The organism is Ideonella sp. (assembly GCF_041914305.1).
Lineage (GTDB): Bacteria > Pseudomonadota > Gammaproteobacteria > Burkholderiales > Burkholderiaceae_C > Ideonella.
This window is the reverse complement of sequence record NZ_JAYSDQ010000002.1, coordinates 402,564-424,416: the sequence shown is the minus strand read 5'-3', so window position 1 is coordinate 424,416 and position 21,853 is coordinate 402,564. Positions and strand designations below refer to the sequence as shown.

Below are 21,853 nucleotides of genomic sequence, written 5' to 3'. Positions count from 1 at the left end.
GTCTCCGCTCAGGCGCCGCGGCCGGGGTCGCTGGAGGCCGCGCCGGTCTCCAGATCCAGAAGCCGACGCGCCAGGCGCAGCAGCCGGAACAGTTTGACCAGCCCGGCATCGCTCAGGCGCGGGTAGGCACCGCCGCCATACAGCAAGGGCGCCAGGTCATCGGCTAGCCGGGCGCGATCGAGCCCGGCTGCGGCACGCGCGGCGCACAGCGCCTGCAGCAGCGTCAGCACCGCGCGAGCGAATGGCGGCATGGCGCGCGCGGCCGGCGGCGCGACGCAGGCGAAGCCGATGCCGCCGTCGCTAGGCTCGACCTGATCGGCCACGCCGGCTTCCTCGGCGACCTCGCGCGCGAACTGCGCGATGTGTACGCGCAGCCGATCCGGTACGTCCAGGCCGGGCTCGATGTACCAGACATCCGAGATGGGGTAGAGCCCGCCCGCCTGCACGGGAATGGCGCGCAGCGCGTCGGCCTCGAAGTCGGGCAGCTTGTCGCCCATCTGGTCGGCGACCATGCGCTGGATGGATTGCAGGCGCTCGGTGGTCGGCGCCGGCGACACGATGTGGCCCTGTAGGCGTTCACCGCGCTGGCAGCCGTCCCGCTGATCGCCTTCGGCGTCAACCCTCGATGCAGTCGCGCCTGCGCCCGTCGGCGCGGACGAACCGGACTCCGACGCCTGCACCGAAGGGGTAGCCGGCGACGATGGCGGCGACGAAGACCGCTGCGGCTCGGGCGCAGGTGCGGCCGATGCGGCTGATGGTGCAGGTCTCGCCGCTGGCGGTGCCGGGTCGCTGGTCAGCGCACGCTGTCGGCTCTCCGTGTCGTCGATCTCCAGAGCCAGCGTGTCGTAGTCCGCTTCCAGCAGCTCGGCCATCTGGCCGACCAGCTCGTCCTGCACCCGCTGCGGCGAGAAGTTGTCGGGCTGCGTGTCGAACTGCGCGAGCACGTCCTGGAACAGCGTGGCGAAGTCCACCGACAGGTTGCGGCTCAGCGCACGCCGCTCCCAGGTGCGCTCGCAGGCCTTGCGCAGCACCGCGAGCCGTTCGACCTGGTGGCGGCCGAGCCCGCCGTACAGCAGGTTCGGGATCGCCGGCAGCAGGTAGTGCACGGCGTCCTGCATGCGGCTGATGTGCGACTGCGGCAGCGGAAACCCATCGGCCGTGAGGCGTCGCGCCAGCTCGCTCTGCGACAGCGCCTGGCCGTTCTCCTGCTCGTAGAACTCGCGCGCCTTCTCCACGCCCAAGGCCCGCTCGATGAAGCTCAGCCCGCCGCGCAGCTCGTTCTCGGCCAGGTGGCCGGTGAGCATCACCACCTCGCCGCGCTGCGGCCACGGGCGGAACAGGCAGGGGATGCGGAAGAAGCGTTCGTCCTTGGTTTCGCTCCACAGCTCACGCAGGATCGCCAGGCGGGTATTACCGCCGTTGCGGATGATGTAGTGCGGCTCACCGGGCCGGCGTGTGATCGCGGGCGGTGCGTCCAATCCGCGCTCGCGGATCGAAGCTTTGATGTCCTCGTAGGCTGGGTTGCGCGTCACGCGCGGGTCGTGGTCATACGGGCGCAACTGGTCCAGCGTCACGACCATCGGCGTGTCGGCGATGGGATCGGTCAGGGCCGCAGCCGTTGGGCTGGTGCGCTCGAAGCCGGAGGCCAGCAGTTTGGCGGCCATGTCTTGCTGGGTCAGGTCAGCCACGGCCGTCCTCCCCAGGCATCGGCTCGTCGGCAATGCCGTCCCGAGCTTGCCGGTCGGCGCGTCGAAGCTGCGCGCGCGCGTTGAGGCCGGCTCGGTGATCGCTCGCGGTTGACCTGGTGTAGATCGAAGCGCAGCCCGACTTCGTGAACTTGAGGTGTCCGCCGGGCGTGCGCACCACGTGCCAGCCTTCACCTAGCGCGAACTCGATGAGGGCGCGCAGGCGTTTGCGGCCTCTCGCCAGTTCATGCGCGTTCGCCATCGCCCGCGCTCCCTGCTGTGCCTGCCGCGTCGGCGCGACCGCTGACTTGGGCGAAGCGGTCCTGCCACTGCGGGAACAGTTCGCCGGCCAGCGCGCGCATAGTGGCCAGCGCCGCAGGGGCGTTACGGCCCGTGGGCTGTCGGTACTCCACTCGATGCACCGGCAAGCCTCTGGTCGCGGCGCGTGGATAGGCTTCAATCGCCGGCACGTCGGTGTCGAGGACGCGCACGCCGGCCTGGCCCTGGAACACCTGCCGCAGCGCCTGTTGAATCAGCCGCGCGTTCGACGACACCGGATGCACGCGGTTGATGAGCAGATTCAATGGCGGTGGCTCGATACCGAGGTGCCGGTACGGCGCGATGTCCTCGATGAGCTGCAAGGTGCCGCGGCGCAGTTCGCGCGCTGCGAGGATTTCCGGCGTGACCGGCGACAGCGCCATATCCGAGGCCAGCACTGCCATCTCCAGGAGCACACTGCGCGCGCCCTGCGTGTCGATCAGCACCAGGTCGTAGCTCGGCGCCAGCGCAGGCAGCAGATGGCGCAATCGCAAGCGGCCATCGGGCGCATGCAGCAGCAGCGTGTTCAGCTCGCCGCGGTCGTCATTGGAGAGCACCAGATGCAGGCGCGCAATGGCGGTATGGGACACCAGTTGCTCGGCGCGGTGCTCGTTGACCGTCAGCATCTCGTAGATGCCGGCGGGTGCACGAACGGCCAGTGTGAAGTAGCTCGACAGTGTGGGCTGCACGTCTAGGTCTAGCAGCAGCACGCGCAGCCCGGCGTCGGCGGCGAAGCCGCCTAGATTGGCGGCCGTCGTGGTCTTGCCCACGCCACCCTTGGTCGAAATGATCGAAACCACCTGCATGGGCTTCTCCTTGTTCAATGGCATGAGGGGAGAAGCCGCGTCAGGCGCGATCGTTGCGGCGGTCAGCGATCCACTGTTCGATTTCCACAGAATCCCAGCCGACCGCGCGCACACCCAGGCGCATGGCCTTGGGGAATTTGCCTTCCTTCATCAGGCTGTAGATGTGGGCGCGCTTGAATCCGGTCTTGGCCTCGACTTCGGCGCGGCGCATGATGCGGTGTTCAGGCGCCAAGGCCGGCGCGGTGGTCTGCGAAGACATGGTAGGCACTCCTAGACGCTCGATGGCGCTGTTCAGAAAATGCCTTGCATTCCATACGCCGCAGCCGCGGAATTCACTGCAACAGCAGAACTCGCCACTGCAATTGCAGTAAGTGCGCTGTGGGGTTAGCGCGATGCCTCCAAGTGGCGGCGAGCCTGGGCGAGCTTGCTCCACAGCGTGCGCTCGCTGATGCCGGGCCGTCCTTCATGGTGGGCCAACAACGCACTGACCACGGCGTCCATGTTCTGGAAGGATGAATAGGACTTGCCCGCGGGTGACTTGCCTAACAGCAAAGTCAGCAGACCGCCGATGATGTTCAGATATGTTGATTCGCTGCGCAGTCCAAGCTCACGTTCGCCGCCGCTCTCGGCTATGCGGACGGCGTGCTCCTTCGCCAACGCTTCATACTGAGCCCGCAATGCCGCATGCAGTTGTACGAGTTCTGCGAGCTGCACTTTGGACGCTTCGCGATCGGCCAGCAGCACGTTCAGCGTTGCCAGGTTCACCGCCGGATGCAGCTCGCGCTCGATCTCGTCGAACAGGAACTGCGGCCGCTCGCCGGGGTAGTAGTACGACATCCATGCCCTCAGATCGACGTGACGCACGATCAAGTCAGGGTCATCGAGTGCCAGTCGCTGCGATTCATGTGCGATGCCAGCCTTGCCGAAGGGCAGTTCATCGTGCGCCAGCGCATCGAAGATGCGCTCCGCGAACAGCCGCAGCATCGGCCAGCGCGGGAAGTCGCTCATATCGGGAATAGCGCGCGAGCCTAGCGCTTCCAGGATCCGCAACTCAAAACGCAAGAGGCCCGCCCAACGGATCGCCACCTCGATCGGTCGGTAATACGTCTTGGTGCCAAATGCAAGGCAGCTCGATTTCGGCATATCGCGCGCTTCCCATCGTCGGATTGAACTCCGGCAGACGCGCGCCCCCATGGGTGCGGCGATCGCCCAAGAAATCCGGATGAAGCGCGGGGCCTTCATCGTTGGAGAGGATGTTGCCCGTCGGTGATACAGCCGATCAAAATTGGTCGATCACACCTTGCGACGCGCCGTAGTCCTCCGCCATAATGCCCCGTGGAAATACTCCGTTACCTGGAGAAACAGCCTGAAAGGTCGTGCGCCTCCATGCATCAACAGAGCACGAGTGGCCTGCGCTCTACCCGGAAACCTTCGACAAAGTTTTTGCCCGAAGTCATCGAGGGGTAAAGAGCCAATGTGTCACTGCTCCGAGCCGATTTGCAGCCGGCAGGTGCACATGCCTTCCGTGTCACCTCACTGATTTTTCTGGCAGCGAATGGTGAGTCACGCATCAGCAACAGATTGGCATATTTGGCTGTTCACAAAGAGCAGGTGCGCAGCCGCTTGCCGCGATGCAATTTGGGTCAGACGTAAGACCGAAAGAATCACGCCCTCCGATAGGCGGTCATTAAACCGACCGTCTATCAGGCGCCTGACGGTGGCGCCGCACGCTGAGCACGGTCGATGAATTGCCTCAGTGCGTCCCTCATCTCTCCTTCTAGCCGCAGCAGATAGGTGGTCAGAGATGCCACCCGATCGGCCAGCGGTCGAGCCACCACGTCGGCATGCTGGCAATCAGCAACGTGTGCAGCGCTCGAAAAGCCGATTCCGTAGCCCGCGGCCACCAGCGCCAACATCAGGCCATGAGTAGTGACATATTCAGCCACTATCGGCCGAGCCTCGACTGATCGGAACAGCCGTTCGCGCTGTCGGCTGCAGCCTTCGCAAACCTGTGGATCGCACAGCACCAGCGGATAGCTCACCACTTCTTCCAGGGGCACCTCCTTGAAGACCAGTAGCGGATGTCGCGCAGGAAGAGCGACCACCAACGGGTCTTCCCACAACGGTGCCGCAACAATCCCAGCGTCCACGTCATCGATCATCGCAAGGCCGGCATCGAACAGGTCCGTGCTCAGTCCATGCACCAATTGAGCGAGTGGCACCTCTGACAGCCGGATGTTCACTTGCGGAGCTTCCTGTCGGCACAGTGCGAGCAACGTCGACAGTCGAACCCGTCCGATGCCGCCCGCCAGCGCAATGCGCAGCGTGTCCTGATACCCCTCGGCCGCCGCGCGTGCTCTGGCTTCGGCGTGCTCGACGGCCAGTATGACGCGGCGGGCATCCTGCAGAAAGGCGCGCCCGGCCCAGGTTAGGCTGGCACCGCGCGGCGTGCGCTGGAGCAGGGTCACTCCCAAGTCGGCCTCCAGCTTGCGGATCGTGCGGGATAGGGGTGATTGCTCGATATGCAGGCGCTTCGCCGCGCGGCCGAAGTGCAACTCCTCGGCCACTGCAATGAAGGCCCGGATGTGACGCAGGTCCATGTTCTCTCCGTCATGAGGCCGCTGCTTGCAGCACGAAGGACCAACATGAATGCGCTCCTGAACGGTCTTACGGTTCCACCTTGCATTTCACGCTTCCGGTTTCAGGGCCGGGATTGAATTCCCGGCAGGTCCACTTCAAGCCACTTAAAGCAGCTTGATCGTTCAAGATGGCACGCGGCGCAGCGGCGCAGCCTTACTCATCGGCTAACCCCCAAATCAAATGGGCATCGACCAGCAGTCGATTGCGCGCCTTCAACGCTTCGATGCGGGATGAAAGCGATGCGCCGACAGCATCAACGGATTGCCGACGTAGCAGCAGCAGCGATTGCAGATCCCCCTCGCCGAGGGCATAGCCACGCTGGCCGAGCCTGGCGTTCTCGCGGGCCATCTGTGCGGACTGCTCGGCCAACCTCCATCGCCGCAGTGCAGTGCGGGCATCGTTGATGGTTTCCGCAATCGCCAGGTCGACTTCCTTGCGCTGGCGCTCCAGTTCAGCCCGCGTCACGTCTACCTGCTTGAGCGCCTCTTGCATGGTCTCCCTGCGATAGGTCCCTCCGAGCGGGATGCTCACGCTGACACCGACGATGCGTTCACTGCGACGAGCCTCCGAGGCCGTGTAAATGCCAACCGTGGGATCAGGAATCCGATCGGCCCGTGCCCGATCGGCCGTCAGTTCGGCCCGCTTCAGCGATTCCTGCATGATCCGCAGCGTTTCGCTCTCGGCCAGGACCCGTTCGCGCCACTGCACCTCCTCCATGTCTAGTTCCACGGGCTCGCTTAAGGACCGCGGCTCCATCACCAGGGACGGAAAACGTGCGCGCAGGCGAAGGATCGCCTTGGCCTCCTGTGCCTGCACGGCATCGAACTGTCGGCGCGCTTCGGCTGCGTCCGCTTGCGCAGCGTTGAGATCCAGAAGCGACGCATCGCCGGCCTTGCGGCGCCCGGCGACTGCTGACGCGCTCGATTCGGCGAAGCCGAGTTGCTCTTTGGCCAGTTCTCGCGCTTGGATAGTTGCCAGCCAGTCGATCCACAAGTCAGCCAATGCACGCGCCGCTTCATGCCGCGCTTGCGCCAACTCGACACGAGCTATCCGCTCGGTAGCGTCGCCCAGGCCTTGGTCGAGTTCGGCTTTGCCGCCAATTCGGATCGGCCGCTCGATCCTGGCGGTCCATTCGTTGGAATTGCCACCTGTGTCGTAGCGGCGTCTCTGGCCGTCGACTCCTACAGACCACTCGTAGGGTGATGCAGCGATCCTGCGCCCCGCATGGCCTGCTGCTTCCAGCGCATACCGGGCTTTCACCACGGAAGGCTCCTGCTCGATGGCCGCACGTGCAAGTTCGGCAGGAGGTAGGTCGGACGGAGTGGCGGGCTGCGCAACCACCTGCAGCGGCAGCACCAGCGCCCACCCCAAGGTCATCATGATCCAAGACTTCATGCAATCTCTCCATCGATCGACAACGGTGTTGCCCAGTAACGCAATCCGGTGCCGGCAAAACGTTCTCGCAGCAGTTGCAGGAGTTGCTCCTGCCGTTCCTCGGTGACCAGGATCTGCACCCGGACCGCGTGGCTGCGCCCCATCACTTTTTCCTCTTCCGACAGCCGCCCGTGGGTTGTGCCGTGGCTGAACGCCGGCGTGCTGACGAAGAGTTCATCACCTGCGACTTCGAGCAGCAGGTCGAGCAGCTTCTCCTCAATCTGCGGATCAAGAATCAAGGTCAAGCAGGACTTAGGCATGACTCACCTCCGGGGCCGCCGACGGCTTGGCGTGTGCGAATCTCAGGTAAAGGATGGGCAGTAGGATCAGCGTCAGGGCGGTGGCCGTGATCAGTCCGCCGATGACAACGATGGCCAACGGGCGCTGGATTTCCGAGCCTGGGCCGGTGGCGAACAACAGTGGTATCAACCCGAAAGCGGTGATCGATGCGGTCATCAGCACCGGCCGCAAGCGCCTTCTCGCGCCCTGGGTGACGCACTCGACGAGCGGCAGGCCTTCGGCATGCAACTGATTGAAGTAACTCACCAGCACCACGCCGTTGAGCACGGCGATGCCCAGCAGGGCAATGAAACCCACCGAGGCCGGCACGGACAGGTACTCGCCCGTCAACCACAGCCCCATGATGCCGCCCACCAGCGCGAAGGGAACATTGCTCAGCACCAGCAGGGCTTGGCGCACCGAGCCAAAGGTGGAGAACAGGATCACGAAGATGAAGCCCAGCGACAACGGCACCACCAGTGCCAAGCGCGCGGCCGCGCGCTGCTGGTTCTCGAACTGCCCACCCCAGGCAATGCGGTAGCCGGTGGGTAGCTGCACCGACTGCGCGATCTTGGCCTTGGCCTCTTCGACGAAGCCCACCAGATCGCGCCCGGTGACGTTGGCGATCACCACGCCATAGCGGCTGCCCATCTCGCGGTCGATCTTCACTGGGCCGCTTTCGCGCTCCAGCCTGGCAAGCTGATCCAGCGCCACGCTCTGTCCGCCAGGCGTGGTGATGTGGAGCGCCGCGAATTCTGCCGGTGACACCTTCACGCCGTCCGGCCCGCGTACCACGATCGGGATGCGCCGGTTGCCGTCGATCACCGTGCCGGCGCGCATACCCTCGATCTGCACACGCAGGGCGTCCTGCACCTCCTCAACCGACAGACCGTAGCGTCCTGCGGCCAGCCGATCGACCACCACACGCAGGTACTGCACGCCATCGTTCTCGACGGTGTAGACGTCCTGGTTGCCGGGCACTTCCTTGACCAGCTTTTCGACCTGGGCGGCGAGGTCATTGAGCGTTTTCAAGTCCGGCCCGAAGATCTTGATCGCCACGTCGCCGCGCACGCCGATGATCATCTCGGACACGCGCATGTCGATCGGCTGCGTGAAGCTGTAGACCACGCCCGGCAACTGGTCGAGCACGCCGCGAATCTTGTCTTCCAGCGCCGGCTTGCCGCCTGCGGGCCATTCGCTGCGTGGCTTGAGCACGAGGAAGGTGTCGGTCTGGTTCAGGCTCATGGGGTCCAGGCCGATCTCGTCGGCGCCGGCTCGCGCGACGACGCCGGTGATCTCGGGCACGCCCTTCATCAACGCCTGATGAATCTTGAGGTCGAGTTCCGCCGTCTGCTCCAGGCTCACCGAGGGCAGCTTCTCGATGCCGACGATGATGTCGCCTTCGTCCATGGTCGGCATGAAGGTCTTGCCCACCAGGGTGTAGACACCCACCGCGAGCGCCAGCATGACGCCAGCCACGATGAAGACCAGCGTCTGCCGGCGCAGGGCAAAGTCCAGGATCGGCGAATACAGCCGCAGTGCCTGGCGCGGCAGCCAGGGATCGTCGTGCTGCACCTTCTTGAACAGGAAGGACGACAGCACGGGAATGACGGTCAGCGACAGGATGAGCGAACTGGCGAGCGCGAACACGATCGTCATCGCCACGGGCACGAAGAACTTGCCTTCCAGACCTTGCAGCGTCATCAAGGGAAGGAACACGACGGCGATGATCAGAATGCCGGCAGCCACGGGGGCAGCCACCTCGCGCACCGCCCGGAACACCACGTGCTGGCGCGGTAGCTTGTCCTTGCCGTCATGGGCCAGGTGCTGGACGATGTTTTCGACCACCACCACCGCACCGTCCACCAGCATGCCCAGCGCGATAGCCAGACCACCCAGGCTCATCAGGTTGGCCGACATGCCATACCAGCGCATCAGGATGAAGGTGGCCAGCGCTGACAGTGGCAGCACCGCAGCCACCGTCACCGCGGCCCGCAGGTTGCCCAGGAAGGCCCCCAGCAGCACCAGCACCAGCACGGTCGCCTCCAGCAGCGCCTTAGACACGGTGCCCACGGCCGTCTCCACGAGATTGGCGCGGTTGTAGAAGACCTTGATCTCGACGCCCTTGGGCAAGGTGGGCTTGAGTTCTTCCAGCTTCTGCGTCACGCCTTGCACAACTTTCTGTGCATTGGCGCCGGCCAACCCGAGCACCAGGCCTTCCACGGCCTCGCCCTTACCGCTTTGCGTCACCACGCCGTAGCGCGTGAGATAGCCCTCGCGCACCTGGGCAACGTCGGCAACGCGCACGCTCGCGCCGCCCTCGGCCTTGACGACGATGGCGCGCAGATCCTCCATGGTCCTGATGCTGCCTTCGCTGCGCACCAGCAGCACTTCATCGCCTTCACGCAGACGGCCAGCGCCGTCATTGCGGTTGTTTTCCTCGATGGCTTTCCGCAACTGCGTGGTGGACAGGCCCACCGCGGCGAGCTTCACTGGGTCGGGAACGATCTCGAACGTGCGCACCTTGCCGCCCAGCGCATTGACATCCGCCACGCCCGGCACCGAACGCAGGGCGGGCCGGATCACCCAGTCGAGCAAGCTACGTCGCTCCTCCAGCGACATCTCTTTGGACTCGACGGTGAACATGAACATTTCGCCGAGCGGCGTCGTGATCGGCGCCATGCCACCGCTGATGCCGCTAGGCAGATCGGCACTGATGTTGGACAGCCGTTCAGCCACTTGCTGACGTGCCCAATAGATGTCGGTGGCGTCCTCAAAATCGACCGTGATGTCGACGATGCCGTACTTGGACATCGAGCGCAGGATGCGCTGGTTGGGAATGCCCAGCATCTCGACTTCGATCGGTACGGCGATGCGAGTTTCGATCTCCTCGGGCGTCATGCCCGGGGCCTTCATGATGATCTTGACCTGCGTGCTCGCTACGTCGGGAAACGCATCGATCGGCAGGTTGCGGAAGGCATACCAGCCCGCACCGGCCAACAAGGCGCCGGCCAGCAGGACGAACAAGCGCTGCGCGAGCGCGAATTGAACGAGACGGGTCAGCATGTCATTCACCCTTCTCGCCGCCGCCCTTGCCGAGCCAGGCTGCTTTCAGGCCGATCACGGACGTGATGGCGATCTCCTGGCCGGGGCGCAGCGCGCCCTTTATGCGCAGGGCCTGGCCGGCGCTGTCCAGTACCTCCACCGGCGTGGCCACGAAGCCCTTGTCGGTGCGCACAAAGACATAGGCTTTGCCGTCCTGTCGCGCCACGGCGGCGACCGGCACCGGCCAGCCTTCGCCGCCACCGGCAAAGGCCACTTGGGCCTGCACGAACTCGCCCGGCCGCAGCAACGCCGCCCCGCGCGTGACCTGCGCGCGCAGCACGATGGTCTGGTTGTCGCTGACCGTGCTGCCCAGGCTTGCGGTGACGGCGCTCGCATCCCGACCTACGATGCCCACTTGACCGCCGCGTGCCGTCACCTGCGACTGACGCTCCACCGGCAATTGAATGTCGAGCCACAGCTTGCCGGTGTCGGCAACCCGCACCAAGGGATCGGAGGGTGCTACGCGCTGGCCGGGCTTGATGCTCAGCTCGGTCACGATGCCCCCGGCGCGTGCCCGGATGACTAGCGCATCCTGCATGGCGCTGCCTTCAGCAACGCGGCGTATGGATGCGGCATCCAATCCGGCCAGCCGCAAGGCGGCCTCAGCCTGTCGCACGCGGGCTTGCTCCTCGGCGGCGGCGTTCTGTGCGTCCTGCGCCCGGCGCTCGGGCACGATACCTTCGGATGCCAGTTGCTTCTCTCGTTGCAGGGTTCGTTGCGCCAAGCGGTTGCGTGAGGCCGCTTCCATCAGCTTGAGCTGCTGCTCGCCCAATTCCGGGCTGGCCAAGCGGAGCAAGGCCTGCCCCGGCTTGACGGCTTCGTTCTGACCGATCAGCAATTGATCGACCACGCCGGCCAGCGGCGCGCTGACGACGTATTCCTGCGAGGGAGGCAGCACGACGCGGGCTGGATAGGTCATGCCCGGAATGGATGCAGGCTTGTCCAGGCGCTGTAGCTGTACGCCCAGGGCCTGCATCTGCGCGGTGGAAACGGCGAACTCGTCGGCAGCCAAGGCCGTCGACGAGAGAGAGAACGCGATTGCGGAAGCGCAGAGCGTGCGCGTCCAAAGTGAAGATTGGTAAGACATAAATACTCCGCGGAAATGCCAGCCCGCCGCCGCAACCGGCGAGCAGGCCCTTGACTGGTCAATGGGGAACTGACGTCAAGCGCGGAGTGGGGGCGCTCTTACCTGTGGACGGACTACGCCTGTGGAGTACAGGGGTGCCGCCTGGCGGGGCCAATCGTCAGGCTGCCGGCGAATATCGACCGACGGTGCTGCCACTGCCATGAGCAGCGCAACGAAGGCTGCATGCTGCTGGTCGCCATCGGACTTCTCGGACGAAGCGACGAACGTCCTGCCCTCAACGCGAAGTGCGAGGACCGAATGGCCGCCGCCGATTCCCGAACAATCCTCGATATGCCGAGCGTCTACGGTGTGCCCGTCATGCACCTCGGCGTTGTGCGCATGCACGTCGGCGAGGGCCAGACCATCGACACCGAAGTCATGGTGATGCGCATGCAACGGTGCTCCTACCTGATCGACCACCAGCAGCAACACCAGGACCAGTCGCGCCATCCATGCGAATGTGCGCACGACAGCGTTCGCTGGCGTAGCGTGCACCGTGGCTGTCGGGGATGGAGGCTGCTGGATTGTCATCGTCACGTACCAGCGATCTTCACCCGCAACAGCTTCACGGAATTCAGGAACACCAGGACGTCAGGGCCGAGGTGGATGAAGGCGGCCTGAATCGGTCCGATCCATCCCAGCAACGCGGCGGTGATTCCCAGCACATGCACGACACCGACACCAACCCACAGGTTCTCCTGGATGGTGCGGTAGGAGCGGCGTGCAATGCTGCGTGCAGCCACGATCTTGCTCAGGTCGTCGGTCATCAACGCGATGTCTGCGGCCTCAAGGGCTGCTTGGGCACCGCCGCCGCCCATGGCGATGCCGACATCTGCGCTCGCCAGTGCGGGCGCGTCGTTGACGCCATCGCCGACCATGGCGACCTTGAGCCCTTGCTTCTGAAGTTCTGAGATCGCGACGACCTTGCCCTCCGGCATCAGGTCGGCTTTAACGTCATCTACTCCGAGTTCGCCCGCGATCGCGTTGGCCGTTGCGGCGTTGTCTCCTGTCAACATGACGACACGCTTGACGCCGCTTTCCTTGAGCGAGGCAATCGCCGCACGCGCTCCCTGCCTCAACGTGTCCGCAATGAAGATGACACCGACAAGCTTGCCGTCTACCGCCACATGCACCGGGGTGCGGCCGGACTCTGCGACAGGTTGGTCGATCGTCACCCCGGCTTCAAGCAGCAGCGCCGGATTGCCCACCAGTACGATCTTGCCGTCGACGGTCGCCTTGACGCCGCGTGCCTGCAACTGTTCAAAAGTCTGTGGCTCCGGTACCTGAATGCTTCGGCGCGTCGCACCCTCGAAAACAGCTTTGGCCAGCGGATGCGCAGAGCGTCGGTCTGCCGCAGCCGCAAGGCGCAGAAGATCGTCCTCATTGAGGGTCGGGTCAAAGGACTGAACCTGTACGACCTCCGGCTTATTCGCGGTCAGCGTGCCGGTCTTATCAAAGACCACCGCGTCGGCCTTCGCCAGCAGCTCCAGATAGAGGCCGCCCTTGATCAGAATGCCGCTCCGCGCGGCGCGGGCGATTGCGGCAATCATGACGAGCGGTGTCGCCAAGCCAAGCTCTGCCGGCGATGTGAAGATCAACAGCGTCACCACCTTCGAGACATCGCGCGTGACGAGGAATACGCCGACCAGAAAGATCAGAACGACCGGGATCAGCCAGCTCGCCACCTTGTCCGCCAGCTTCTGTACTGGTGCTCTTTCGGACTCGGCGCTCTCGACCAAGGCAATGATGCGGGAAAAGATCGTGTCGCCGCCGACCCTATCCGTGCGCACGTCGATCGCACCGGATTCGACGATTGTTCCGGCGAAGACTTGCGTGCCCTCGGTTTTGTCCTGGGGCACGCTTTCGCCAGTGATCGGCGCCTGATTCACTGCAGCGCTGCCGCCGACCACCACGCCGTCAACCGGAATCTTCTCGCCGGTACGCACGAGAACGACTTGCCCGGCCTTGACCGCGGTGATGGGCACTGTGCGCTCCGTGCCATCCTCGCGGACCAGTGCCGTCTGCGGCACAGCGCCGATCAGTTCCTTGATGGATGCCCGCGCGCGATCAGTGTTCAACTCGGCGATGAACTCGGCAATGAGGATGATGACCATCAACACAGCGCCGGCAACCGTTTCGCCGCCGAACACCGCGACGAGCGTTGCAATCGTGACGAAGATTTCGGTACCGATTTTTCGTTCGGTGAACAGATCAATCAGCCCGGTCTTGACTAGCGGGTAAAGGCCGATGCCGACCGCTGCCCACAGGACGTAGAGCGGGACAAGCTGCCGCCAATAGAGCAGTGCGACGGCTCCCGTCAACACGATGCGCCCGACCTCGATCCAGCGCTCCCGCGTCATGAGCCCGAGGACGCTACTCTTAGATGTATCAGCTAGGTGGTTCATCGTTCTAAGCCCGGCCAGCGTGGGTGCAAGTCGTCCACCACATAGGGGTGGGTATGGCGCAGTCCTGCGGTCCTTGGCTCGGTGCCATCCGCGTGCGCGTGACCTGGCGGTAGGTCATGGTGCTCATGCTCAAGCACTTCCGGGTCATCGGCCGGCCATAGCTTGAGGGTCAGTACAAGCGCGACGATCGCTGCCGCACAGTGCACTGCGAAGGCCCAGGGAAGCCCCGCTCTTGCCCCAAGCCACCCGGCCAATGGATAGAACACCAGCCAGCAGGCATGTGATAGCGCGAACTGCGCCGCGTACACCGACGGTCTATCTTCTGGATGCGCAGAGCGGCGCAGCAACCGACCCGAAGGCGTCTGAGCAGCGGAGTATCCAAGGCCGAGCACGAACCACAACGGCAGCAGGCCATTCATTCCCTGAACGATCGACCCAAGGGCCAGGCCCAGCACCAGCACGGCTAAACCTGCGAGCATCACTGGCCGATCGGGTAAGCGCTCCAGTGCCCGGGGCAAGGCCAGCGCTGCCACCATGGACCCTGCACCGAATGTCGCCAAGGCCAATGCGACCTGGGTTTGGCTCAAGCTCCAAGCGGACTGCACCAGCACCACGGTGTTCACGAAGACCATGGCACCGGCCGCTGCTACGCCGGCCTGCACGGCCCATAGTCCCCGCAACCGGGGAGTCGCGAGGTAGATGCGCAGGCCGCGCGTCGTGCGGTCGTAGATGCCGCGATGCTCGCTCGCCTTGGGGCTCGGCAGCACGACTGAAACCACAAGCGCGGCGGACGCAAGAAAGCCGACGACTGTGCCGGCGAACAAGTTGTGAAAGCTGACGACCGTTAGAAGCGCCGCCGCCAGCATCGGGCTCACGAGGCTTTCCAGGTCGTAGGCCAAGCGCGAAAGCGAGAGCGCCTGGGTGTATTCCTTCTCATCGGGCAGTACGTCGGGGATCGTCGCCTGGAAGGTGGGCGTGAAGGCCGCCGACGCCGCTTGCAGTACGAAGATCAGGACATAGACCTGCCACGCCTGCGAAACGAAAGGCAGCAGTAGCGCAACGGCAGCACGTACCAGATCCAGACAGACCAGCATCGTGCGGCGAGGGAATCGGTCAGCCAGCGCAGTTGCGACCGGCGCCACACCGACGTAGGCCACCATCTTGATCGCGAATGCGGTGCCGAGCACCGTTCCCGCATCCGCGCCGGCCAACTGGTATGCCAGCAGCCCGAGCGCCACCGTCGCCAATCCCGTACCGACGAGCGCGATCACCTGTGCGAGAAACAGGTGTCGGTACGTGCGGTTGGCAAGAATCTGCAGCATGGCGTCAGACGCTCGCGGTTCCCTGGTGAATCAGTTCGGCAAGAGACGGCATAGAAGGCTCACAGGTATCGGGTGATCTCTTTGAACTCGGCCATGGACTCGCGTTGATCGCGCGCCAAGGGGCCAACCACATCCTCCAGGCAGTGATCAAGGTGGTCCTGAATGAGCGTCTTCTTCGCCTGCTGAATCGCCTTCTCCACCGCCTGTAGCTGCTGTGCGATGTCGAGGCAGGAGCGGCCTTGCTCGATCATTTCCACGATGCTGTTCAGATGACCTCCGGCGCGGCGCAGCCGCTTAACGATCGCGGGATGTGACTGATGTGTATCGGAGTGATGTGTGTGCATAACCGAGCGCCTTGATCCTATGCCCCTGGAGGGGATATCTTACAGGGTTTAGTCCCCTTGGTGTTGCACTGCCCTTAGCCGTCAGCCAGCACCCACGAGGCCGGCAACTCATCCGCCTCGTTGCAGCCGTAGGCGATCTCGTTGCGCACGAAGTCGTACACCGCACCGATCCGCTGATGCAGTGAAGGCGCGCCACCCGCGCCCGGCGACAAGCTTTTCAATAGCCGGGTGCTGGAAGTCTTCGAGTTCGAGGTCACGGCTTCGGCGTCGAATTCGACGCTTGCGCGCATCATCCATGCTGTCGAGGAAGCGCAGGCGACGCGCGCGCCGACGCAGGGCTTCGTCGACCGCTTCGCGGCGGTCTACACGCCGGCGATCTTCATGATCGCGCTGACGGTTGCGCTGCTCGGCCCGTGGCTGCTCGGCTGGAGCTTGATGCAGGCCATCTACAAGGCGCTGGTGCTGCTGGTCATCGCCTGCCCCTGCGCGCTGGTGATCTCGACGCCGGTGACCATCGTCAGCGGCCTGGCGGCGGCCGCCCGTCGCGGCATCCTGGTCAAGGGCGGCATCTACCTCGAAGAGGCGCGCAAGCTGAAGGCGATCGCGCTTGACAAGACGGGCACGATCACCGAGGGCAAGCCGCGGCTGGTGGATTGGGCCGTCGTCGATCTGGAAACCGAGGCGGCGCAGGCCGAACACGTCGCCGTGGTGCTGGCCAGCCACTCCGACCATCCGGTCTCGCGCGCGATTGCTGCCGGCCTGAAGCCCAACGGTGTCGAGGCGCGGGACTTCAGGGCGCTGGCCGGGCGTGGTGTGCAGGCCGAGGTCGGTGGCGTGACCTATGTGCTCGGCAACCACCGCCTGATCGAAGAACGTGGGCAGTGCTCGCCGGCGCTGGAGCAGCGGCTGAAGCAGCATGAGGAGATGGGCCGCACCGTCACGCTGCTGGCCAGGCCGGAGAGGGTCCTCGCGCTGTTCGCAGTCGCCGACACCATCAAGCCCTCCTCGCGCGAGGCCGTCGCGTCGCTCCAGGCGCTGGGCATCACCCCGGTCATGCTGACCGGCGACAACCAGGCCACCGCCACGGCTGTCGCGCTGGAGGCCGGCATCGCGCAGGCACGCGGCGACTTGTTGCCCGAGCACAAGCTCGAAGCGATCAAGACGTTGCAGCGCGATCTAGGACCAACCGCGATGACCGGGGACGGCATCAACGACGCGCCCGCTCTCGCGCAAGCCGACATCGGCGTGGCAATGGGCGCGGCCGGCACCGATACCGCGATGGAAGCAGCCGATGTCGTCGTGATGAACGATGATCTGCGGCGCATCGCCGAAACGGTAAAACTGTCGCGTTCGACCCATGCAGTGCTGTGGCAGAACATCACGCTGGCACTCGGCATCAAGGCCGTCTTCCTTGTGCTCGCCGTCTTTGGAAACGCAACGATGTGGATGGCGGTCTTCGCCGACATGGGGGCCAGCCTGTTGGTGGTGCTCAACGGACTGCGGTTGCTGGGCAAAGCGCAGAAAGCCTGAACGGTCGCGGCAGCGTGCTGCGGCTCAACAACTGCATTCGTCCGCTGAGCGATAGCCACCCTACGGTCATGGCACTCGGCCTACTGTCGATGGCGCTCTGCGGTGGCAACCAGGACAGGTCCCCATCCACTCGCTCGTGATGCGCGATCGTCGATGATCCTCCCAAGAGGTCTGCGCCCATAGGCGGCATCGGATTCACTTCATATAGCTGCGCAGAATTGCGATCAGTTCCGCAGCGCCTTGCTCGCGCGTACCGTCTCCGGGGTCCTGCGGATTGGCGATGTGCGAGTTGATGTGCCCCTCCATGACTTCGCGCATCAAGCCCGTCAGCGCGCCGCGTGCCGCAACGATCTGATGCAGGACCTCGGCAGATCTCTTTTCGGCTTCCAGAGCACGCTCGATCCCCTCTAGCTGTCCGCGGATGCGACGCACACGAGCGAGGAGCTTTGGCTTCTCCCTGACTGTGTGATTCATGATAGATGTTCATCTTTGTTTAGGATAGGGGGGTATGGTATATTGACTTCATCCTTGGAACAAGAATGGGGCGGACGTGTTGGGCGGGTCGGCCACACCAAAACAACGCGAAAAGGAGGCCGCTATGGAGTTCAGGTTGTTGCGCTACTTCATCGCCGTAGCGGAGGAGTTGCACTTGGCCCGAGCGGCCGAACGTTTAGGCATCGAGCAGTCGCCGGTGTCGCGTGCGATGCGCGACCTCGAACGTTTGCTTGACGTGCAGTTGTTCGACCGCAGCACGCGCCAAACGCGCCTGACCTGGGCTGGCAAAGTGCTGTTGGGCGAAGCCCGGCGCGTGCTCGCAACGGTCGATCATGCGGTACAGGCGACCAAGAGCGCGGCCCAAGGCTATCAGGGCACATTGCGCATCGGCATCTGCGACAGCCTGGCCCAGCCGCGCATCGCGTTGCTGTTGGCCCGTAGCCGCGAGGAAGAGCCAGAGTTGGGCATCCGCGTCTTTGAGTTGCCGTTCTCGCAGCAGCTCAAAGGCCTGCACAACGACCTGCTCGACATCGGCTTTGCGCTATCGGATGGAGTCAACGACGGGCTGGTGGCCGAGCCGGCTTGGAGCGATCCGCTGTCGGTGATTGTGCCGGCGCGCCATCCGCTGCTTGCTCATGTCCAAGTCAAGTTGCAGGATGCCTTGAAGTTCCCGTTGGTGCTGTGCCACCCGGATGCAGGTTCGGGCTGTCACAGCCAAATCCAGGCGGTGCTGGATGGAGCAGCCGTAACACCCAAGGTAGCCGACCACGTGACGAGCCTGGGCGTGATGTTGACACTGGTGGGCGCAGGCTATGGCATTGGTTTCGCGATCGGTTCGCAGGTGCAGACTTGGCAGCGCCCGGACATCGCAATCCGGCCGCTGGCCGGCACGGCGCCGACGCTGACCACGTTCCTGCTGCGCCGCCAGGGAGAGCCGTCCGAGCCGATGAAGCGCTTCATCAGTCGCGTGAAGGCGATTGGCGGGGCACCAGGCGGTGAGACTGGCGCTTGAACGCGAGCCGCCAGAACCTGAGCTTTGGTGGCTGTTGCTGATCGTCCCCAGACGGCGACGGAAGCAATGCGTTGACGAGCACGATTGACTGGTACAATATGTGGTCTTTTCCCGTGCGGTGAATGGGAAAATCCAGTTGTCAATCAACGGGTTGGATGCTTGGGATTGTTCCCTTCACCCGCTCCAGAATCTTCCAAAGCCGGCGCATGCCGGCTTTGTCGTTTTCGCTCCGCGGCTACTTCTGCTCCGTCGCCGAGACCGTGCCGCCTGCGGGGGCGAGCGCTTGGTTGGCCTCGTGGTGGCGGCGCTTGAACACGCCCTGGATCTTGTGCACCGCATCGTCGACGAAGGTGAAGATCACCGGGATCACCAGCAGGCTCAGGAAGGTCGAGGTGATCAGCCCGCCGATCACGACGATCGCCATCGGTGAGCGGAAGCTCGGGTCGACCCCCAGGCCGAGGGCGATCGGCATCATGCCGGCGGCCATCGCGATCGTTGTCATCACGATCGGGCGGGCGCGCTTGTGGCAGGCGTCGAGCAGCGCTTCCATCCGCGTCATGCCGTGCTCGCGCCGCGCCATGATCGCGTACTCGACCAGCAGGATCGAGTTCTTCGTTGCGATGCCCATCAGCATGATCAGCCCGATCATCGACGGCATCGACAAGGCGGTGCGCGTGACGAACAGCGCCAGGAACGCGCCCGGGATCGACAGGAACAGCGCCATCAGGATGGTGATCGGCTGCACGAAATCCTTGAACAGCAGCACCAGCACGATGTAGATGCACAGCACGCCGGTCAGCATCGCCAAGCCGAAGCTCGAGAACAGCTCGGCCATTGCCTCGGCGTCGCCGACGCTGCGCTGGATCACGCCGGGCGGCAGCTTGGCCAGGCTGGGCAGCGCCAACGCTCGCTTTTCGACCTCGCCCAGCGGTTGGCCGTTCAGCTCGATCTCGAAGTTGATGTTGCGCAGCCGGTCATAACGGTCGATCTGCGCGGCACCGCTGTCGATCGCGAAGGTCGCCACGTTGCCCAGCATCACCGGCCCGCGCGCGCCGGGCACCGACAGGCGCGACAGCAAGTCGAGGTCGGTGCGCGCGTCGTCATTCAGCTTCACGACCACCGGCACCTGGCGTTGCGACAGGTTCAGCTTCGGCAGCGCCTGGTCGTAGTCGCCCGACAGCGCGATGCGCAGCGTGTCGGCGATCGCTGCCGAGGTCACGCCCAGGTCCGCCGCGCGCGCAAAGTCGGGCCGCACGACGACTTCGGGCCGCACCAGGCTCAGCGTCGACGTGACGGCGCCGATGCCCGGGATGCTGCGCAGGTCGCGCTCGACCAGGCGCGCGTGCTCGGCGAGCACGCGGCCGTCTTCACCCGCCAGCACCAGCAAGAACTTCTCGGCCGAGCCGCCGAAGCCGACCTTGGCCCGCACGCCGGGCAGTGGCTGCAATGCCTCGCGCAGCTGGGCCTCGATGTCTTGCTTGCTGACGCCATGGCGGTCCTTGCGCGGCGTCATGTTGATCGTCAGCGTGGCCTTGCGCACGTCGGCTGCGCCCGAGGGCATGAACGGGTCGGCACCGGTCGAGCCGCCGCCGATTGCGGTGTAGACGAGCTTGATGTGCTTGTTCTGGATGATCAGATGGCGCGCCTGCTCGGCCGCCGTCAGCGTCTGGCTGAAGGTGCTGCCGGGCGGCAGCGTCACCGTGACCTGGGTCTGCGACAGGTCGTCCGGCGGCACGAAGCCGGTCGGCAGCAGCCCGACCAATGCGAACGACGCGATCGTGAAGCCGATGGCCGCAAGCGACACCTTGATGCGGTGTTTCAGCGCCCAGGCGGCCCAGCGCATGTACATCGACATCCATTTCGGGTCGGGCTTCTCGGGCTGCGGCTTCAGCGTGTAGGCCGCCATCATCGGCGTCAGCATGCGCGCGACGACGAGCGAGAAGAAGACCGCGATCGCCGCCGTCCAGCCGAATTGCACGAAGAACTTGCCCGGCACGCCGGCCATGAAAGCCGTGGGCAGGAACACCGCGATCAGCGTGAAGCTGGTGGCGATGACGGCCAGGCCGATCTCGTCGGCCGCTTCCTTGGCCGCCTGGAACGGTGTCTTGCCCATGCGCAGGTGGCGCATGATGTTCTCGATCTCGACGATCGCGTCGTCGACCAATATCCCGACCACCAGCGACAGCGACAGCAGCGTCACGATGTTGACCGTGAAGCCCATGAAGTACATCGCGGCGAAGGCCGGGATCACCGACAGCGGCAACGCCGTGGCCGAGACCAGCGTCGCGCGCCAGTCGCGCAGGAAGAACCAGACCACGATCACCGCCAGCAGCGCGCCTTCGTACAGCAGCGTCATCGAGCCGTCGTAGTTCTCGACCACGGGGTCGACGAAGTTGAAGGCTTCGGTGATCGTGATGTCGGGGTGCGCGGCCTTGAGCTTGTCGAGCTCGGTGCGCACGCCGGTGGCCACCTCGACCTCACCCGCGCCGCGGCTGCGCACGATCTCGAAGCCGACGACCGGCTTGCCGTCGAGCAGCGCGGCCGAGCGTTGCTCGGCCACCGTGTCGGTCACCGTGGCGACCTGGTCGAGCCGGATGTGGCGGCCGTCGCTCAGCGCCACGTCCATCGCGGCCAGCTCGTCGGCCGACTGCACGGTGGCGATGGTGCGCACCGATTGTTCGGCGCCGCCCACGTCGGTGCGGCCCCCGGCGGCTTCCTGCTGCGTCTGCTTCAGCTGGCGCGAGATGTCGGCCGCGCTGGCGTTCAGCGATTGCAGCTTCAGCGGGTCGAGCGCCACGCGCACCTCGCGCGACACGCCGCCCACGCGCGACACCGCGCCGACACCGCGCACGCTGAGCATCGACTTGGTGACCTGGTTGTCGACGAACCACGACAGCGCTTCGTCGTCCATCCGCGCCGACGCGACGGTGTACGTCAGGATCGGCGTGCCAGCCAGCTCCATCTTGCTGATGACCGGGTCGCGCAGGTCGCCGGGCAGGTCAGAGCGCACGCGCGAGACCGCGTCGCGCACGTCGTCGATCGCCTGCTGTGTCGGCTTCTCGAGCCGGAACTCGACGGTGATCGTGGCGACCCCGTCCTGCACGGTGGTGTAGATGTGCTTGACACCCTGCACCGTGGCGACCGAGTTCTCGATCTTGCGCGCGACCTCGGTTTCCAGCTGCGACGGCGAAGCCCCGGGCAGCGACGCACTGACGATCACCGTCGGCAGGTCGATGTCGGGGAAGTTCTGGATCTTCATCCAGCGAAAGCCCATCAGGCCCACCAGCGTGAGCATGATGAACAGCAACACCGACGGGATCGGGTTGCGGATGGACCAGGTGGAGACGTTCAT

The 21,853-nt window shown here is 64.8% G+C and carries 18 protein-coding genes and 1 pseudogene; 2 read left to right on the top strand and 17 right to left on the bottom strand.

Features of this window, described 5'->3' with window-relative positions:
* Positions 1-8 precede the first annotated feature (8 nt).
* The 15 genes from ACE3SG_RS04670 to ACE3SG_RS04600 form a co-directional block, all read right to left on the bottom strand.
* Positions 9-1,688, bottom strand: coding sequence for a ParB family protein (locus tag ACE3SG_RS04670; RefSeq protein WP_169340773.1), 1,680 nt, complete (start codon positions 1,686-1,688; stop codon positions 9-11).
* Positions 1,681-1,947 (bottom strand): hypothetical protein, encoded by a 267-nt coding sequence (locus tag ACE3SG_RS04665; protein WP_058142316.1) that lies wholly within the window; start codon positions 1,945-1,947, stop codon positions 1,681-1,683. The genes ACE3SG_RS04670 and ACE3SG_RS04665 overlap by 8 nt, the downstream gene beginning before the upstream one ends.
* Positions 1,931-2,809, bottom strand: coding sequence for a ParA family protein (locus ACE3SG_RS04660; protein WP_058142317.1), 879 nt, complete (start codon positions 2,807-2,809; stop codon positions 1,931-1,933). The genes ACE3SG_RS04665 and ACE3SG_RS04660 overlap by 17 nt, the downstream gene beginning before the upstream one ends.
* A 40-nt stretch (positions 2,810-2,849) precedes the next feature.
* Positions 2,850-3,068 (bottom strand): AlpA family transcriptional regulator, encoded by a 219-nt coding sequence (locus ACE3SG_RS04655; RefSeq protein ID WP_058142318.1) that lies wholly within the window; start codon positions 3,066-3,068, stop codon positions 2,850-2,852.
* A 125-nt stretch (positions 3,069-3,193) separates the two neighbouring features.
* The gene (locus tag ACE3SG_RS04650) at positions 3,194-3,952 is read right to left on the bottom strand and encodes a hypothetical protein (RefSeq protein ID WP_058142319.1); all 759 of its coding nucleotides are present in this window, start codon (positions 3,950-3,952) and stop codon (positions 3,194-3,196) included.
* 560 nt (positions 3,953-4,512) lie between these two features.
* Positions 4,513-5,409: a LysR family transcriptional regulator gene (locus tag ACE3SG_RS04645; protein ID WP_374562837.1), complete on the bottom strand. Its 897-nt coding sequence runs from the start codon at positions 5,407-5,409 to the stop codon at positions 4,513-4,515.
* Positions 5,410-5,602: 193 nt separating this feature from the next.
* Complete coding sequence (locus ACE3SG_RS04640) at positions 5,603-6,844, bottom strand: TolC family protein (protein ID WP_058142321.1); 1,242 nt, start codon at positions 6,842-6,844, stop codon at positions 5,603-5,605.
* Positions 6,841-7,128 (bottom strand): DUF3240 family protein, encoded by a 288-nt coding sequence (locus ACE3SG_RS04635; RefSeq protein ID WP_279495201.1) that lies wholly within the window; start codon positions 7,126-7,128, stop codon positions 6,841-6,843. Before ACE3SG_RS04635 ends, ACE3SG_RS04640 begins: the two co-directional genes overlap by 4 nt.
* Positions 7,129-7,135: 7 nt before the next feature.
* A complete protein-coding gene (locus ACE3SG_RS04630) occupies positions 7,136-10,228 on the bottom strand; it encodes an efflux RND transporter permease subunit (protein ID WP_058142323.1) in 3,093 nt (1,030 codons plus the stop codon).
* 1 nt (position 10,229) lies between these two features.
* Complete coding sequence (locus ACE3SG_RS04625; protein WP_077190953.1) at positions 10,230-11,354, bottom strand: efflux RND transporter periplasmic adaptor subunit; 1,125 nt, start codon at positions 11,352-11,354, stop codon at positions 10,230-10,232.
* Positions 11,355-11,429: 75 nt separating this feature from the next.
* Positions 11,430-11,924, bottom strand: coding sequence for a hypothetical protein (locus ACE3SG_RS04620; RefSeq protein ID WP_058142325.1), 495 nt, complete (start codon positions 11,922-11,924; stop codon positions 11,430-11,432).
* 2 nt (positions 11,925-11,926) lie between these two features.
* Entirely contained in the window at positions 11,927-13,798 is a 1,872-nt protein-coding gene (locus tag ACE3SG_RS04615; protein ID WP_058142326.1) for a cation-translocating P-type ATPase, read from the bottom strand.
* Positions 13,795-15,120, bottom strand: a complete 1,326-nt coding sequence (locus tag ACE3SG_RS04610; RefSeq protein WP_058142327.1) for an MFS transporter — start codon at positions 15,118-15,120, stop codon at positions 13,795-13,797. The genes ACE3SG_RS04615 and ACE3SG_RS04610 overlap by 4 nt, the downstream gene beginning before the upstream one ends.
* A 59-nt stretch (positions 15,121-15,179) precedes the next feature.
* Positions 15,180-15,464 carry a metal-sensing transcriptional repressor gene (locus ACE3SG_RS04605; protein ID WP_058142328.1) on the bottom strand — a complete coding sequence of 95 codons (285 nt, stop codon included), beginning with the start codon at positions 15,462-15,464 and terminating at the stop codon, positions 15,180-15,182.
* Between the two features lie 74 nt (positions 15,465-15,538).
* Positions 15,539-15,685, bottom strand: a complete 147-nt coding sequence (locus ACE3SG_RS04600; protein ID WP_212635703.1) for a hypothetical protein — start codon at positions 15,683-15,685, stop codon at positions 15,539-15,541.
* Positions 15,686-15,701: 16 nt separating this feature from the next.
* Here ACE3SG_RS04600 and ACE3SG_RS04595 point away from each other — a divergent pair.
* A pseudogene (locus ACE3SG_RS04595) lies at positions 15,702-16,994 on the top strand (heavy metal translocating P-type ATPase); the annotation flags it as partial.
* 195 nt (positions 16,995-17,189) lie between these two features.
* Here ACE3SG_RS04595 and ACE3SG_RS04590 read toward each other — a convergent pair.
* Positions 17,190-17,468: a metal/formaldehyde-sensitive transcriptional repressor gene (locus tag ACE3SG_RS04590; RefSeq protein ID WP_058142329.1), complete on the bottom strand. Its 279-nt coding sequence runs from the start codon at positions 17,466-17,468 to the stop codon at positions 17,190-17,192.
* A 124-nt stretch (positions 17,469-17,592) separates the two neighbouring features.
* Between ACE3SG_RS04590 and ACE3SG_RS04585 the strand changes: the two genes are divergently transcribed.
* Positions 17,593-18,501, top strand: coding sequence for a LysR family transcriptional regulator (locus ACE3SG_RS04585; RefSeq protein ID WP_058142330.1), 909 nt, complete (start codon positions 17,593-17,595; stop codon positions 18,499-18,501).
* Between the two features lie 235 nt (positions 18,502-18,736).
* Here ACE3SG_RS04585 and ACE3SG_RS04580 read toward each other — a convergent pair whose 3' ends face one another.
* A complete protein-coding gene (locus ACE3SG_RS04580; protein WP_374562835.1) occupies positions 18,737-21,853 on the bottom strand; it encodes an efflux RND transporter permease subunit in 3,117 nt (1,038 codons plus the stop codon).